14 protein-coding genes are annotated in these 14027 nt (G+C 65.6%); 6 read left to right on the forward strand and 8 right to left on the reverse strand.

Annotated elements, in window-relative coordinates:
- The first annotated feature begins 1 nt into the window (after position 1).
- Positions 2-1276, forward strand: a complete 1275-nt coding sequence (locus tag L6D77_RS02240) for a uracil-xanthine permease family protein (RefSeq protein WP_232882020.1) — start codon at positions 2-4, stop codon at positions 1274-1276.
- Positions 1277-1335: 59 nt separating this feature from the next.
- Here the strand turns inward: L6D77_RS02240 and hemH are convergent, their stop codons facing one another.
- Positions 1336-2349, reverse strand: a complete 1014-nt coding sequence (hemH, locus tag L6D77_RS02245; RefSeq protein WP_232882019.1) for a ferrochelatase — start codon at positions 2347-2349, stop codon at positions 1336-1338.
- Between the two features lie 13 nt (positions 2350-2362).
- Positions 2363-3268, reverse strand: a complete 906-nt coding sequence (locus L6D77_RS02250; protein ID WP_232882018.1) for a TIGR01777 family oxidoreductase — start codon at positions 3266-3268, stop codon at positions 2363-2365.
- Between the two features lie 187 nt (positions 3269-3455).
- Between L6D77_RS02250 and L6D77_RS02255 the strand changes: the two genes are divergently transcribed.
- The 5 genes from L6D77_RS02255 to L6D77_RS02275 all read left to right on the forward strand — a co-directional run bounded on the left by L6D77_RS02255 (position 3456) and on the right by L6D77_RS02275 (position 8516).
- Positions 3456-4442: an NAD(P)/FAD-dependent oxidoreductase gene (locus L6D77_RS02255; protein ID WP_232882017.1), complete on the forward strand. Its 987-nt coding sequence runs from the start codon at positions 3456-3458 to the stop codon at positions 4440-4442.
- A 107-nt stretch (positions 4443-4549) separates the two neighbouring features.
- Positions 4550-5518 (forward strand): YbgA family protein, encoded by a 969-nt coding sequence (locus L6D77_RS02260; RefSeq protein ID WP_232882016.1) that lies wholly within the window; start codon positions 4550-4552, stop codon positions 5516-5518.
- Positions 5508-6386, forward strand: a complete 879-nt coding sequence (locus L6D77_RS02265) for a MerR family transcriptional regulator (RefSeq protein WP_232882015.1) — start codon at positions 5508-5510, stop codon at positions 6384-6386. Before L6D77_RS02260 ends, L6D77_RS02265 begins: the two co-directional genes overlap by 11 nt.
- 4 nt (positions 6387-6390) lie before the next feature.
- Entirely contained in the window at positions 6391-7833 is a 1443-nt protein-coding gene (gene phrB, locus L6D77_RS02270; protein WP_232882014.1) for a deoxyribodipyrimidine photo-lyase, read from the forward strand.
- The gene (locus L6D77_RS02275; RefSeq protein WP_232882013.1) at positions 7830-8516 is read left to right on the forward strand and encodes an SDR family NAD(P)-dependent oxidoreductase; all 687 of its coding nucleotides are present in this window, start codon (positions 7830-7832) and stop codon (positions 8514-8516) included. Before phrB ends, L6D77_RS02275 begins: the two co-directional genes overlap by 4 nt.
- A gap of 106 nt (positions 8517-8622) precedes the next feature.
- Here the strand turns inward: L6D77_RS02275 and L6D77_RS02280 are convergent, their stop codons facing one another.
- The 6 genes from L6D77_RS02280 to hemA form a co-directional block, all read right to left on the reverse strand.
- A complete protein-coding gene (locus tag L6D77_RS02280) occupies positions 8623-9141 on the reverse strand; it encodes an acyloxyacyl hydrolase (protein WP_232882012.1) in 519 nt (172 codons plus the stop codon).
- Between the two features lie 114 nt (positions 9142-9255).
- Positions 9256-10053 carry a glutamate racemase gene (murI, locus tag L6D77_RS02285; RefSeq protein WP_232882011.1) on the reverse strand — a complete coding sequence of 266 codons (798 nt, stop codon included), beginning with the start codon at positions 10051-10053 and terminating at the stop codon, positions 9256-9258.
- On the reverse strand, positions 10046-10801 hold the full coding sequence (locus tag L6D77_RS02290) for a molybdopterin-synthase adenylyltransferase MoeB (RefSeq protein ID WP_232882010.1): 756 nt from the start codon (positions 10799-10801) through the stop codon (positions 10046-10048). The genes murI and L6D77_RS02290 overlap by 8 nt, the downstream gene beginning before the upstream one ends.
- Positions 10795-11625 carry a peptide chain release factor N(5)-glutamine methyltransferase gene (prmC, locus tag L6D77_RS02295; RefSeq protein WP_232882009.1) on the reverse strand — a complete coding sequence of 277 codons (831 nt, stop codon included), beginning with the start codon at positions 11623-11625 and terminating at the stop codon, positions 10795-10797. The genes L6D77_RS02290 and prmC overlap by 7 nt, the downstream gene beginning before the upstream one ends.
- Complete coding sequence (gene prfA / locus L6D77_RS02300; RefSeq protein ID WP_232882008.1) at positions 11625-12707, reverse strand: peptide chain release factor 1; 1083 nt, start codon at positions 12705-12707, stop codon at positions 11625-11627. Before prfA ends, prmC begins: the two co-directional genes overlap by 1 nt.
- Positions 12704-13981, reverse strand: coding sequence for a glutamyl-tRNA reductase (gene hemA, locus L6D77_RS02305; RefSeq protein WP_232882007.1), 1278 nt, complete (start codon positions 13979-13981; stop codon positions 12704-12706). The genes prfA and hemA overlap by 4 nt, the downstream gene beginning before the upstream one ends.
- Between the last annotated feature and the right edge of the window lie 46 nt (positions 13982-14027).

The raw sequence follows: 14027 nt of genomic DNA on the forward strand, positions 1-14027 counted from the left end.
CATGCAGGACGGCTTCAACGACCCGCTCTGGCGCCAGGTCGTCTCGGGCGCGCAGATGCTCTTCGTGGCATTCGGCGCGCTGGTGCTGATGCCGCTGATCACCGGCCTCGACCCTAACGTCGCGCTGTTCACCGCCGGTATCGGCACCTTGCTGTTCCAGCTGGTGACCGGCCGCCAGGTCCCGGTGTTTCTGGCGTCGAGCTTTGCCTTCATCACCCCGATCATCCTCGCCAAGGGCCAGTTCGGCCTGGCCGAGACCATGGGCGGCGTGATGGCCGCAGGCTTCGTCTACACCTTCATGGGCCTGATGGTGAAGGTCAAGGGCACCGGTTTCATCGACCGCATGCTGCCGCCGGTAGTCATTGGCCCGGTGATCATCTCCATCGGCCTGGCCATGGCGCCGATCGCCGCCAACATGGCCATGGGCAAGGGTGGTGACGGCGCTGCGCTGATGCCATACAAGACCGCGATGATGATCTCCATGCCGGCGCTGCTGACCACGTTGATCGTGGCGGTGTTCGGCAAGGGCATCTTCCGCCTGGTACCGATCATCTCCGGCGTGCTGGTGGGCTTTGCCCTGTCGTTCGCCTTTGGCGTGGTCGACACCGCCAAGATCGCTGCGGCCCCTTGGCTGGAACTGCCGAACTTTACCGCCCCGGCCTTCAACTGGCAGGCCATCCTGTTCATCGTTCCAGTCGCCCTGGCGCCAGCGATCGAACACATTGGCGGGGTGATCGCCGTCGGCAGCGTGACCGGCCGTGACTACCTGAAGAAACCCGGCCTGCACCGCACCCTGCTGGGTGACGGCCTGGCGACCACCGCCGCCGGCCTGTTCGGTGGCCCGCCCAACACCACCTACGCCGAAGTGACCGGCGCGGTGATGCTGACCAAGAACTACAACCCGAAGATCATGACCTGGGCGGCGGTTTTCGCCATCACCCTGGCCTTCATCGGCAAGTTCGGCGCACTGCTGCAAAGCATCCCGGTACCGGTGATGGGTGGCATCCTCTGCCTGCTGTTCGGTTCGATCGCGGCGGTGGGCATGAACACCATGATCCGCCACAAGATCGACCTGGCCGAAGCGCGCAACCTGGTGATCGTGTCGGTGACCCTGGTGTTCGGCATCGGCGGCGTACTGATCGGCAGCGGCGACGGCCCGGATGACTGGGGCCTGAAGGGCATCGCCCTGTGCGCCATTGTGGCCATTGCCCTGAACCTGATTTTGCCGGGCAACGATGGCTGGAAACACAAGAAGCTGGATGATCAGTTGCCTTAGGCATCACTGATTCCCTGGGGCTGCAAAGCAGCCCCTCTATTCAAAGACAAACAGGTTTCTCAAGCCTTCTCGCACATCCCCGCCAACACCCTCACCCACTCCGGGTGATCATTCAGGCACGGCACCAGCACCAGCTCCTTGCCACCCGCCTCGATGAACTGCTCCTTGCCCCGATCACCGATCTCTTCCAGCGTCTCGATGCAATCGGCAACGAATGCCGGGCACATCACCAGCAGCTTCTGCACACCCGCCTTGCCCAGCTCATCCAGGCGCGTTTCGGTGTACGGCTCGATCCATTTGGCACGCCCCAGCCGTGACTGGAACGACACCGACCACTTGCCATCCGGGATCCCCATCTTCTGGGCGAAGGCCTTGGCGGTGGCCAGGCACTGGCCGCGATAGCACACCGCGCGCATCTCGGCGCTGGCACCGGCACAGCAATCGGCGGCCTGGAAATCGTGGTTGCCGGTAGGGTCGAGCTTCTTCAGATGACGCTCGGGCAGGCCATGGAAGCTCAGCAGCAGGTGATCGTAGCCCTGCTCCAGGTGCGGCCGGGCGCTGGCGACCAGCGCATCGATGTAGTCAGGGTGGTCGTAGAACGGCTGCAGAGTGCGGGTCTGCAACGGCAGCTTGCGCTCGGCGATGGTCTGCCTGGCCAGCTCCACCACGGTGGTCACGGTGCTGTCGGCGAACTGTGGATACAGCGGCGCCAGCGTTACCTTGGTCACGCCCTCGGCAGCCAGGCGCTCAAGCACCTCGGGCAGCGCCGGCTGGCCATAGCGCATGGCGATCTCGACCGGGCCATGGGGCCAATGGGCGGTCATCGCCTGCTGCAAGCGGCGGGTCAGCACCACCAGCGGCGAACCCTCGTCCCACCAGATCGAGGCATAGGCATGGGCCGACTGCTCGGGGCGCTTGATCAGGATCAGCGACACCAGCAGGCGCCGCACCGGCCAAGGCAGGTCGATCACATAAGGGTCCATGAGGAACTGGTTGAGGTAACGGCGCACGTCGGCCACCGAGGTGGAGGCCGGCGAGCCCAGGTTGACCAGCAGCAGGGCGTGATCGGTCATGCAGCGTCCTATGTCAGAGGCGGCTGGACAGGTTGCCCAGCGCCGATTGCAGATCGTTGAAGCGGAACGTGAAGCCTGCCGCCAGCAGCCGTACCGGGCGGGCGCGCTGGCCGCCAAGCAGCAAGGTGGATAACTCGCCCAGCCCGGCCTTGAGCAGCAAGGCCGGCATCGGCATCACCGCCGGGCGATGCAGGGCACGGCCCAGGCGCCTGGCGAACTCGCGATTGCGCACCGGCTCCGGGGCGCAGGCATTATAGGGACCGCTGGCCTCCTTGTGCTGCAACAGAAAATCAATCAGGGCAACCTGGTCGTCTATATGCACCCACGGCATCCACTGCCGGCCATCACCCAAAGGCCCGCCCAGCCCCAACTTGAACGGCAGGCGCAGGCGCGACAAAAAGCCGCCGTCGCTGGCCAACACCAGCCCGGTTCGCACCAGCACCACGCGGATGCCAAGGGCCTGGGCGCGCAGGGCGGTCTCTTCCCAGGCAATGCACAGCTGGCTGGCGAAATCCTCCTTCACCGGCGGCGATGCCTCGGTCAGCTCACGCTCGCCACCGTCGCCATACCAGCCCACCGCAGAGCCGGATATCAGCACCTCGGGGCGTTGCTTGCGGCCCTCGAGCCAGGCCAGCAACTGCTCGGTGAGGGTGATGCGGCTGGCCCACAGCAGGTTACGCCGCCCGGCCGTCCAAGGCCGGTCGGCGATCGGCGCGCCGGCCAGGTTGATCACTGCGTCCACGGCATCATCCGCGGCAATATCCTCCAGCCGGGCGACACCTCGCACGTCGCTGCCGCAGCGTTTCGGCACCTGCGCGGGGGTGCGGCTCCACACGGTCAGGCGATGGCCCTGCCCTCGCCACAGCTGGCACAGGTGTTGGCCGATGAGGCCTGTACCGCCGGTCAGCAATATATGCATGACTGTGTCCTCAGAGTTGGCGGCCGTGGTCTATTTTTAAGATCAAGGCACTTTTTTGACCGAACGCTCTCGGATAAACATAGGCCAAGCTGCCCTATCGAGCGGAATAACCTTATACAAACATTGCGTATTGTACAGGTTTGCCTGGCAGCGTAGGCTGCCAACAGCGAGGTTCGAAGAGGCCATCATGACAGTACCTATCGCCATCATCGGTGCCGGCATCGCCGGTTTGTCCGCCGCCCAGGCCTTGCAGAAAGCCGGGCACACCGTCCATCTGTTCGACAAAGGCCACGGCAGCGGCGGGCGCATGGCCAGCAAGCGCAGCGAGGCCGGTGCGCTTGACCTCGGCGCCCAATACTTCACCGCCCGCGACCGGCGTTTCGTCGAACAGGTGCAGCACTGGGTGGCCAACGGCTGGGCCGAACAATGGAAGCCGCAGCTGTACAACTACCGCGATGGCGAACTCACCCCCTCCCCTGACGAACAGACCCGCTGGGTTGGCGTGCCGCGCATGAGCGCCATCACCCGTGGGCTGCTCAAGGACGTCACGGTCAACTTCGGCTGCCGCATCGCCGAAGTGTTCCGCGGCAAGCACTACTGGCACCTGCAGGACACCGAAGGCTGCAGCCACGGCCCGTTCAGCCGGGTGGTGATCGCCGTGCCGGCGCCCCAGGCCACGCAACTGCTGACCGCAACACCAAAGCTTGCCGCGGTCGCTGCGGGCGTGCAGATGGAGCCCACCTGGGCAATCGCCCTGGGCTTCGAAACCCCGCTCGATACCCCCATGCAAGGCTGCTTCGTACAGGACAACCCGCTCGACTGGCTGGCGCGCAACCGCAGCAAGCCTGGGCGTGACGCGCAACTCGACACCTGGGTGCTGCACGCCACCTCCAGCTGGAGCAAGCAGCACATCGACCTGCCCAAGGAAGACGTGATCGAACAGCTGTGGGGCGAATTCGCCGAGTTGGTCGGATGCGTGGTCCCAGCGCCGACCTTCGCCCTCGCCCATCGCTGGCTGTATGCCCGGCCCGCGGTGAACCATGAGTGGGGCGCCCTGGCCGATGCCGACCTGGGCCTCTATGCCTGTGGCGACTGGTGCCTGTCAGGGCGTGTCGAAGGCGCCTGGCTCAGCGGCCAGGAGGCAGCCCGGCGGCTGCTGGAACACCTGGAATAGCCGGATAGAAAACTTATACAAGAAATAGTTCTTGTATAAGTTTTCAAATGTGCTGGAATTGCCTTGTACAAACCCTGATGCCTGTACAAGTACTTCCGGAGCCCGCCATGACCCTTCCCTACCCGAGCGGCAAGCCACGCCTGGCCATCAGCGCCTGCCTCACCGGCCTCAACGTGCGCTACAACGCCGGCCACAAGCACTCCGACCTGTGCCACGAGCTGCTCGATGAGCATTTCGAATGGGTAACGGTGTGCCCGGAAGTCGCCATCGGCCTTGGCGTGCCCCGCGAGCCGATCCGCCTGGTCGGCGACCCGGAACACCCGGCCGTGACCGGCACCCGCGACAGCAGCACCGATTTTTCGGGCCCGTTGCGCGCCTACGGCCAGCAGATGGCCAGCGAACTCGACGATATCTGCGGCTACATTTTCATGCAGAAATCGCCCTCCTGCGGGCTCGAGCGGGTCAAGGTGTACCAGGACAATGGCTACCCGGCCAGCCAGGGCGGCCGTGGTGCCTACGCCGCCGCCTTCTGCGCCAGCCGCCCGGACCTGCCGGTCGAAGAAGAAGGCCGCCTGCACGACCCGGTGCTGCGGGAGAACTTCATCAGCCGCGTGTATGCCTACGCCGACTGGCAGCAGGTGCTGCAGGGCGGCCTCAGCCGTGGCGCGCTGATCCGTTACCACGCCCGCTACAAATACCTGCTGATGGCCCATAACCCGCAGGCGTATCGAAGCCTGGGCAAATTGCTGGGCAGCATGACCCGCGAGCACGACCCCGAACAGTTTGGCCGCGCCTATTTCAGCCAGCTGATGCAGGCCCTGCGCCGCTGTGCCAGCCGCGGCACCCATGGCAACGTGCTGCAGCACCTGAGCGGTTACCTGCGCAACGGCCTGGACCAGGCCGACAAGGCCGAGCTGCAGCAGCTCATCGGCCAGTACCAGCAAGGCGTGGTGCCGCTGGTGGTGCCGTTGACCTTGATCAAGCACCACCTGCGTTGCCACCCCGACCCCTATCTTTTGCAGCAGGCCTACCTGCAACCTCACCCTGAACGCCTCGGGCTGCGCAATGCCATCTGAAGACCTGCTGCCCATCGGCGAAGTGGCCCGGCTGACGGGCGTCAATCCGGTCACCCTGCGCGCCTGGGAGCGCCGCTACGGGCTGATCAAGCCGCAACGCACGCCCAAGGGCCACCGCCTTTATCCACAGGACCAGGTTCAGCGCGTCCAGGCGGTGCTGCGCTGGCTCGAACGCGGCGCAGCGGTAAGCCAGGTGCGCGCACTGCTGGACAACGCAACGGATGCCAGCACCCCGGTCGAGGGCGAATGGGGGGAGCGCATCGAACAACTGATAGAGGCGATTGCCCATCTGGCCCAACGCCCACTCGACCAACTGCTGAATCAGGCGATGGCCTTGTATCCGGCCGTCACCGTGTGCGAACGCCTATTGCTGCCGCTGCTCGACGCACTGGCCCTGCGCTGGCAAACGCACTTCGACGCAGGCCTTGAGCAGGCGTTCTTCTACACCTGGCTGCGCAGCAAGCTGGGCGCCCGGGTGTACCACGACAGTCACTCTCTGGCGGGGCCTTGCGTGCTGCTGGCACGCACCGCTGACACCCCCTTCGATGCCGAATTCTGGCTCTGCGCCTGGCTGCTCAGCAGCAGTGGCCAGCCGCTGGAGATCCTCGAATGGCCCGTGGAACCTCGCCAATTGCGCCAAGCCGTCGAGCTGCTCAAGCCACGCGCGCTGCTGCTCTACCTTGGCCGGCGCCCGGACCTCGCAGCCCTCGGCCGCACCCTGCGGGACATGAACACCGCGAAACTCCTGGGTGGTTACAGCGTCGGCCTGCACCAGGCTGAGCTTCACGCCCTGGACTTGCCCGACCTGCAGCTGTTCGACAGCCCACAGGCCGCCTTGCACCGCCTCCAACATTCGACAGGCCGCTAACCCCATGCAATTGATCTGGCTGCGCAGCGACCTGCGCATCGACGACAACACCGCCCTCTCGGCCGCCTGCCAGCGCGGCCCCACCGCGGCCCTGTGGATCGCCAGCCCCGGGCAGTGGCAAAGCCATGACGACGCCGCCTGCAAGGTCGACTTCTGGCTACGCAACCTGCGCCAGCTGCGCCAGTCGCTCCAAGCCCTGAACATCCCATTGCTGGTGCGCCATACCGACACCTGGGCAGAAGTGCCTGAAGCGGTACTCGAGGTGTGCCGCCAGCACAACATCGAGGCCGTGCACTGGAACGACGAATACGGCGTCAACGAAGCCCGGCGCGACCAGGCCACCGCACGGCTGCTGGAACAGGCCGGGATCGGTGCCCATGGCCATCTCGACCAGTTGCTGTTCAAGCCCGGCAGCGTGCTCACCCGCAGCGGCCAGTACTTCCAGGTGTTCAGCCAGTTCAAACGGGTCTGCCTGGAACATTTGCACCGCAGCCTGCCCGCCCGCGCCCCGCGTGTTCAGCGCCAGGGCACCGTGGACATCGCCAGCGACCCCATACCTGCACACATCGAAGGCTTTGACGGCACGCCCCCGGCCCTGCGCGAGCACTGGCCGGCCGGCGAGGACGAGGCGCACCGGCGCCTGGCCCGCTTCCTCGACGAATGTGTCGAAGACTACCCACAGCAGCGCGACCTGCCCGCCAAGGCCGGCACCAGCCAGCTTTCGCCCTACCTGGCCGCGGGGGTGATCTCGCCGCGCCAGTGCCTGCATGCCGCCCTGGCCAGCAACCAGGGCGAGTTCGACAGCGGCAACGCCGGTGTGCAGACCTGGGTCAACGAACTGCTCTGGCGGGAGTTCTACAAGCACATCCTGGTGGGTTATCCACAGGTGTCCCGGCACCGCGCCTTCCGCGCCCACACCGAGGCCCTGCCCTGGCGCAACGCACCTGAGGAACTGCAAGCCTGGAAAGAAGGCCGCACCGGTTTCCCGATCATCGACGCCGCCATGCGCCAGCTGCTGCACACCGGCTGGATGCACAACCGCCTGCGCATGATCGTGGCCATGTTCCTCAGCAAGAACCTGCTGATCGACTGGCGCGAGGGCGAGCGGCATTTCATGCGCCACCTGATCGACGGCGACCTGGCCGCCAACAACGGCGGCTGGCAGTGGAGCGCCTCGACGGGAACGGACGCAGTCCCCTACTTCCGCATCTTCAACCCGGTCACACAGTCGCAACGTTTCGATTCCAAAGGCATTTTCATACGCCACTGGCTACCCGAGCTGGCGCAGATGGATGATAAATACATTCATTTCCCGGTGAAATCTGCGGATCTGTTTGCTACAAGTTATTACACCAGTCCCATAGTCGATCTCGAACGCAGTCGCCAGCGAGCATTGGACGCCTTCAAGGGTTTGTCCACCTGGCAGGATCAGAGGGCAACAATTTGAGTACTACGCGCAGTTTCTGGGTAACGGGGGCTACCAACGGGCTTGGTCTGGCCCTGGTGGAACGCTTGCTCGATCAAGGGCAACGGGTCGCCGCCAGCAGCAGGGACAGCGAGCAACTCCAGGCGCTGGGCAAACAGCTGCTGTGCCTTCCGGGCCAGCTGCAGGAGGTCAGCCAGGCCGATACCGCCAGCCAGCAACTGCAGGCCCGGTGGGGCGCGCTCGACACCTTGATCATCAACGCCGGGAGCTGCGACTACCTGGCCGACGACGTGGCGGGCTCCGACCTGTTCGACATGATCGTCGTCAGCAACCTGCGCGCCGCCGAGCATTGCCTGGCGGCGGCACTGCCCTTGCTGGCCAAGGGTGACAGGCCGCAGGTGATGGTGGTTCTCAGCCGTTATTCGGCGTCGCAGCTGTTCGAGCCGAACCAACCGCCCAGCGGCCTCAACAGCCTGCCAAAGTGGCTGCGTGAACAACGCGCGCCCCTCAAGACCCTGGGCGTGGACCTGACGATCGTCGCGCCGCAGTCGTTGAAAACCCCGGTGACCCTGGCCCAGGCCATCCCCGAGAACTGGACGCCACAGAGCGCCGCCAATGAATTGCTGGCGCGCCTGGAACAGCGACAACCCGAGCTGGTGCTTGAGGCGCTGAGCTTGAACAGCCTCTGGCCGTTGCCCGGCTGAACGCCAAGCCATACAGACGATGGTTTCGAGGTGTTCCGAAAGGGCGCCTGGCTTGAGCATGCTGGGGCCGCGCAGCGGCCCCAGGATTATCAGCCGGAACTCGGCCCTACAACGGCATGCGGTAATGCAGGGCGTAGCTTTCCACCCCGTCGTTGGGCTCCTTGAACCCGGCATTCGAATAGTGGGTGGCGCGGATCCCCACCTCATGCCCGCCCGCAAAACGCAGGCCAAAGCCGATGCGGTCCTCGAACTGGAATGACGAGCCCAACTGGTTGTCTTCCAGTTCGGTGCTGGAGAATGCCGCTACACCAATCCCCGCCTCGATGTAGGGTTTGACCGACTCGCCCGCGAACTCATAAACAAACACCGGTGCGAACGACAGGCTGTGGTTGCTGGCCGTCTTGTCGCCCTGCCAGTAGCTGTAGGCGCCATCCCAATACCCGGTCAGGCGCCCGACCCGGGTTTGCCACCAGCTGCTGTCCCAGTTCGACTGCAGCCCCAGCCGATAGACCTGGGTCGAGTCCCCGGTCTGCCCCACGGAAAACGAAACATCGGCGGCCTGCACTGCTACTGCCTGCCCCAGAGAAACGGCGGCAACTGCCGCCAAGACGCACAGCTTACGCATGAACAACCCCTTCTTCCTGATGTTGTTGTCAGTGTTTGCCCGGCGTGCAGGCAGAGCGGTAGAAGTCGACAGCGAAACAATAGTTCCAACGGCGATTGACGCTCTTCACACTTTTTATAAGGGCAAGCTTTGCACGCTGTCGGATTTCTTCCACAGCAACGGCAGGATTTTTTTCAGGGCATCCGGCTCAGCACTGCTCCAGAACCGAGTGGGCTGCGCCGGGCCGTCGGCCAGCAAGCCTTGTACTGCCAACAAGCGCTGCAACTGCCGCGCCACGGCGGCGCCGGTGTCGATGATCGCCACGTCCGCCGGGACCATCTCGGCCAGCAGCGGGCGCAGGAAGGGATAGTGGGTACAGCCAAGGATCAAGGTGTCACAGCCAGCGTCAAGCAAAGGCTGTACATAGCCCGCCAACAACTGCCGCAGGACCGGGCTGGCCAGGTCGCCGGCCTCGATGCATTCCACCAACCCTGGGCAAGGCCGAGTGATCACCTGCACATCGCTGGCGAAACGGTCGAGCAAGGCGGCGAACTTGGCGCTCTGCAGCGTGCCGGTGGTGGCCAGCACGCCGACCACGCCGGAGCGGGTCGCTGCCGCCGCTGGCTTGACCGCCGGCTCCATCCCCACCAACGGCCAGTCGGGGTACAGCTCGCGCAGGTCGGCGACCGCCGCCACGGTGGCAGTATTGCAGGCCAGCACCATCGCCTTGGCGCCCTGTTCGCGGAAGAACCCCGCGATATGGCGCAGGCGCTGGCGGATGTAGTCGGGGGACTTTTCGCCATAGGGGACGTGACCGCTGTCGGCCACATACAGCAGCGATTCATTCGGCAGCAGGCGCTGGATTTCGGCGAGGACCGACAAGCCGCCGACCCCCGAATCCATCACGCCTACCGGCGCCGAACGCTCAGCCATGGCGCGTGGCGCACACGGCGCAGGCCGGGTCACGCTTGACCCGCAGTTCGCGCATGCGGGTGCTCAGTGCATCGATCAACAGCAGGCGCCCCACCAGCGGCTCACCGAAGCCGGCCAGCAACTTCAGGGCCTCCAGCGCTTGCAGGCTGCCAACCAGTCCCACCAGCGGGCCCAGCACGCCGGCTTCGCTGCAGGTGAGCTCGGCCTCGCTGCCATGGCCGTACAGGCAGTGGTAGCAGGGGCTGTTGTCGCGCCGCGTGTCGAACACCGACAGCTGGCCTTCGAGGCGGATCGCCGCGCCGCTGACCAACGGCTTGCCGGCCGCGACACAGGCGGCATTGACTGCCTCGCGGGTGCCGAAGTTGTCGGAGCAGTCCAGCACCACATCCACCGCCGCCACGGCGGCGGCCAGCGAATCCTCGTCCAGCGCGCGGCGATGGGCGACCAGGGTGATTTCCGGGTTGATCGCCTGCAGGCGCTTGATTGCCGAATCCACCTTGCTCATGCCGACGCTGTCGGTGTCGTGGATGACCTGGCGCTGCAGGTTGGTGAGGTCGACGGTATCGAAATCGGCCAGGTGCAATTGGCCCACGCCGGCGGCGGCCAGGTACAGCGCCACCGGCGAGCCCAAGCCGCCCAGGCCGATAACCAGCGCCTTGCCGTGCTTCAAGCGCAGCTGGCCGTCGATGTCCACTTGCGACAGCAGGATCTGCCGGCTGTAACGCAACAGCTCCAGGTCGCTCAGCATGGCAGGCGCCCCAGGCTGATGCGCTCGTGGCCGCCCAGGTCGACACGGCTGGCGACTTCGATAAAGCCGGCGGCCGCCAGCAGTTCACGCACCGCCGCGGCCTGGTCGTAGCCATGTTCAAGCAGCAGCCAGCCGCCGGGCAGCAGGTGCTGCGGCGCCTGGGCGACGATCACCCGCAGGTCGTCCAGGCCATCTTCGCCTGCCACCAGGGCACTGCTGGGCTCGAAGCGCACATCGCCGGCCACCAGGTGCGGGTCGGCGGCGCGAATGTAGGGGGGGTTGCTGAGGATCAGGTCGAAGCGCTCACCGGCCAGGGCATCGAACCAGTGGCTGGCGCGAATCTGCGCATTGCCCAGGCCCAGCCGCTGACGGTTGCGCTCGGCCAGCGCCACGGCCTCGTCGACACGGTCCACCGCCGTCACCTGCCAGGCCGGGCACTCGCTGGCCAGGGCCAGGGCGATGGCGCCGGTGCCGGTGCCCAGGTCCAGCACCCGCGCAGGCGTGGCCGGGACCAGCTCAAGCGCGGCCTCCACCAGCAGCTCGGTGTCCGGGCGCGGGATCAGGGTGTGCGGCGCCACTTCCAGGTCGAGCTTCCAGAAGCCTTGCTGGCCCAGGATGTAGGCCACCGGCTCACCGGCGCGACGGCGCGCGATAAAGCCGGCGAACGCCTCGGCGGCCTCGCTGCTGACGATGCGCTCGGGCCAGGTGTGCAGGTAGCTGCGCGACTTGCCCAGGGCAGCGGCCAGCAACAGTTCGGCGTCCAGGCGCTCGGTGGGCGACTCCGGCAACTGCGCGTTGCGCAGCAGGCTGGCAATGATGGTCATCAATCCCCCAGGGCGGCCAGCTGATCGGCCTGATACTCGGCCAACAGCGGTTCGATCACCGCGTCCACACCGCCGGCGAGGATATCGTCGAGGGAATAGAGGGTGAGGTTGATGCGGTGGTCGGTCACCCGGCCCTGTGGATAATTGTAGGTGCGGATACGCTCGGACCGGTCGCCCGAACCGACCAGCAGCTTGCGCTCGCTGGCAATGGCGTTCTGCGCGGCGCTGGTCTGCATGTCGTTGAGCTTGGCCGACAGCCAGGACATCGCCCGCGCACGGTTCTTGTGCTGCGAGCGCTCTTCCTGGCACTCGACCACGATGCCGGTCGGCAGGTGGGTGATACGGATCGCCGAGTCGGTCTTGTTGACGTGCTGGCCGCCGGCGCCGGAAGCGCGGTAGGTGTCCACGCGCAGGTCGGCCGGGTTGATCTCGATCGCCACCTGCTCGTCGGGCTCGGGCAGCACGGCCACGGTGCAGGCCGAGGTGTGGATGCGGCCTTGCGACTCGGTCTCGGGCACACGCTGCACGCGGTGGGCGCCGGACTCGAACTTCAGCTTGCCGTACACACTGTCGCCTTCGACCCGGGCGATGATCTCCTTGTAGCCGCCGTGCTCGCCTTCGTTCTCGGAGAGAATCTCCAGGCGCCAGCCGCGTTTCTCGGCATAGCGCGAGTACATGCGGAACAGGTCGCCGGAGAAGATCGCCGCCTCGTCACCGCCGGTGCCGGCGCGGATTTCCAGGAATACGTTGCGCCCGTCGTTGGGGTCCTTGGGCAGCAGCATGCGCTGCAGCTTCGACTCAAGGCCCAGCAGTTGTTCCTTGGCCTCGCGCACTTCCTCGACGGCCATTTCGCGCAGGTCGGGGTCGGCGTCCTTGAGCAGCGCCTGGGCACCTTCGAGGTCATCCTGGACCTTGCGCCACGCTTGATAGGCGCCGATCACCGGCTCGACTTCGGCGTATTCGCGGGAATAGGCACGGAAGCGGGTCTGGTCGGAAATGACTTCGGCATCACCCAGCAACGCGGTGAGTTCCTCGAAGCGGTCCTGGAGCGTGTCCAGTTTGTTCAGCAGCGACGCTTTCATTGCGGGGTTTTGTCCGTCGAGCCCTCATCGAGGGCGAAGAGTTCCTGGGCCATGGCCAGCGCATCGAGGCGGCCTTCGGCAGAGAGCTTTTTCAGTTGCACGCTGGGCGCGTGCAGGAGTTTGTTGGTCAACCCCCGGGCCAGTTGCGCCAGTACCTCTTCGGGGTTGCCGCCGTTGGCCAGCAGGCGTTGGGCCTTTTGCAGCTCTTCGTCGCGCAGGCGCTCGCTTTGTTGGCGATACGCCTTGAGCACATCGACCGCGGCCAGCTCGCGCAGGCGCACCATGAAATCGTCGGCACCGGCCGACACCAGCTCTTCGGCGGCCTGGGCCGCGCCCTGGCGGCTTTTGAGGTTTTCTGCGACCACGTCGTGAAGATCGTCGACGGTGTACAGGTAGACGTCATCCAGGTCGCCGACCTGCGGCTCGATGTCACGCGGCACGGCGATGTCGACCATGAAGATCGGCTTGTGCCGGCGCTGCTTCAACGCGCTTTCCACCGCGCCCTTGCCCAGGATCGGCAACTGGCTGGCGGTGGAGCTGATGACGATGTCGCTGTTGGCCAGCTCTTGCGGGATATCCGCCAGCAGCACGGCGTGGGCGCCGAACTGTTCGGCCAGCATGCTGGCGCGCTCGAGGGTGCGGTTGGCCACGACAATGCGGCGCACGCCCTGCTCGTGCAGGTGGCGGGCGACCAGGGTGATGGTTTCGCCGGCACCGATCAGCAGCGCCTGGCTGCGCCCCAGGTCGGAGAAGATCTGCTTGGCCAGGCTGACCGCGGCAAACGCCACCGACACCGGGTTCTCGCCGATGGCGGTATCGGTGCGCACCTGCTTGGCGGCGCTGAAGGTGGCCTGGAACAGGCGACCGAGCAGCGGGCCAACGGTGCCGGCCTCGCGGGCGACGGCGTAGGCCGACTTCATCTGGCCAAGGATTTGCGGCTCGCCCAGCACCAGCGAGTCGAGGCCAGAAGCCACCCGCATCATGTGGCGCACCGCATCGTGCTCTTCGTGAACGTAAGCGCTGGCGCGCAGCTCATCGAGGCTCAGCTGGTGATAGTCGGCCAGCCATTGCAGCACCGCGTCGGCGCCGAGCTGGTCCTGCTCTATATAAAGTTCGCTGCGGTTGCAGGTGGACAGGATCGCCGCCTCGCGGCTGGCGGTCAGTCGGCAGAGCTGCTGCAGGGCATCCACCAGCTGCTCTGGGGTAAACGCCACGCGCTCGCGTACGTCTACCGAGGCAGTCTTATGGTTGATACCAAGTGCAAGAAAGGCCATGCAAGGTCGCTGGTTGGGACGTGAAGCCGATAATTGTCCTACTTCG

Source organism: Pseudomonas parasichuanensis (assembly GCF_021601385.1).
Taxonomy (GTDB): domain Bacteria; phylum Pseudomonadota; class Gammaproteobacteria; order Pseudomonadales; family Pseudomonadaceae; genus Aquipseudomonas; species Aquipseudomonas parasichuanensis.

Bases quoted from the DNA above. Each gene is read 5' to 3' on its own strand.
- L6D77_RS02250 (WP_232882018.1), bottom strand. From the start codon at position 3,268: ATGCATATATTGCTGACCGGCGGTACAGGCCTCATCGGCCAACACCTG.
- phrB (WP_232882014.1), top strand. From the start codon at position 6,391: ATGCAATTGATCTGGCTGCGCAGCGACCTGCGCATCGACGACAACACC.
- L6D77_RS02240 (WP_232882020.1), top strand. From the start codon at position 2: ATGCAGGACGGCTTCAACGACCCGCTCTGGCGCCAGGTCGTCTCGGGC.
- hemH (WP_232882019.1), bottom strand. From the start codon at position 2,349: ATGACCGATCACGCCCTGCTGCTGGTCAACCTGGGCTCGCCGGCCTCC.
- hemA (WP_232882007.1), bottom strand. From the start codon at position 13,981: ATGGCCTTTCTTGCACTTGGTATCAACCATAAGACTGCCTCGGTAGAC.
- prfA (WP_232882008.1), bottom strand. From the start codon at position 12,707: ATGAAAGCGTCGCTGCTGAACAAACTGGACACGCTCCAGGACCGCTTC.
- L6D77_RS02265 (WP_232882015.1), top strand. From the start codon at position 5,508: ATGCCATCTGAAGACCTGCTGCCCATCGGCGAAGTGGCCCGGCTGACG.
- prmC (WP_232882009.1), bottom strand. From the start codon at position 11,625: ATGACCATCATTGCCAGCCTGCTGCGCAACGCGCAGTTGCCGGAGTCG.
- L6D77_RS02280 (WP_232882012.1), bottom strand. From the start codon at position 9,141: ATGCGTAAGCTGTGCGTCTTGGCGGCAGTTGCCGCCGTTTCTCTGGGG.
- L6D77_RS02255 (WP_232882017.1), top strand. From the start codon at position 3,456: ATGACAGTACCTATCGCCATCATCGGTGCCGGCATCGCCGGTTTGTCC.
- L6D77_RS02260 (WP_232882016.1), top strand. From the start codon at position 4,550: ATGACCCTTCCCTACCCGAGCGGCAAGCCACGCCTGGCCATCAGCGCC.
- murI (WP_232882011.1), bottom strand. From the start codon at position 10,053: ATGGCTGAGCGTTCGGCGCCGGTAGGCGTGATGGATTCGGGGGTCGGC.
- L6D77_RS02290 (WP_232882010.1), bottom strand. From the start codon at position 10,801: ATGCTGAGCGACCTGGAGCTGTTGCGTTACAGCCGGCAGATCCTGCTG.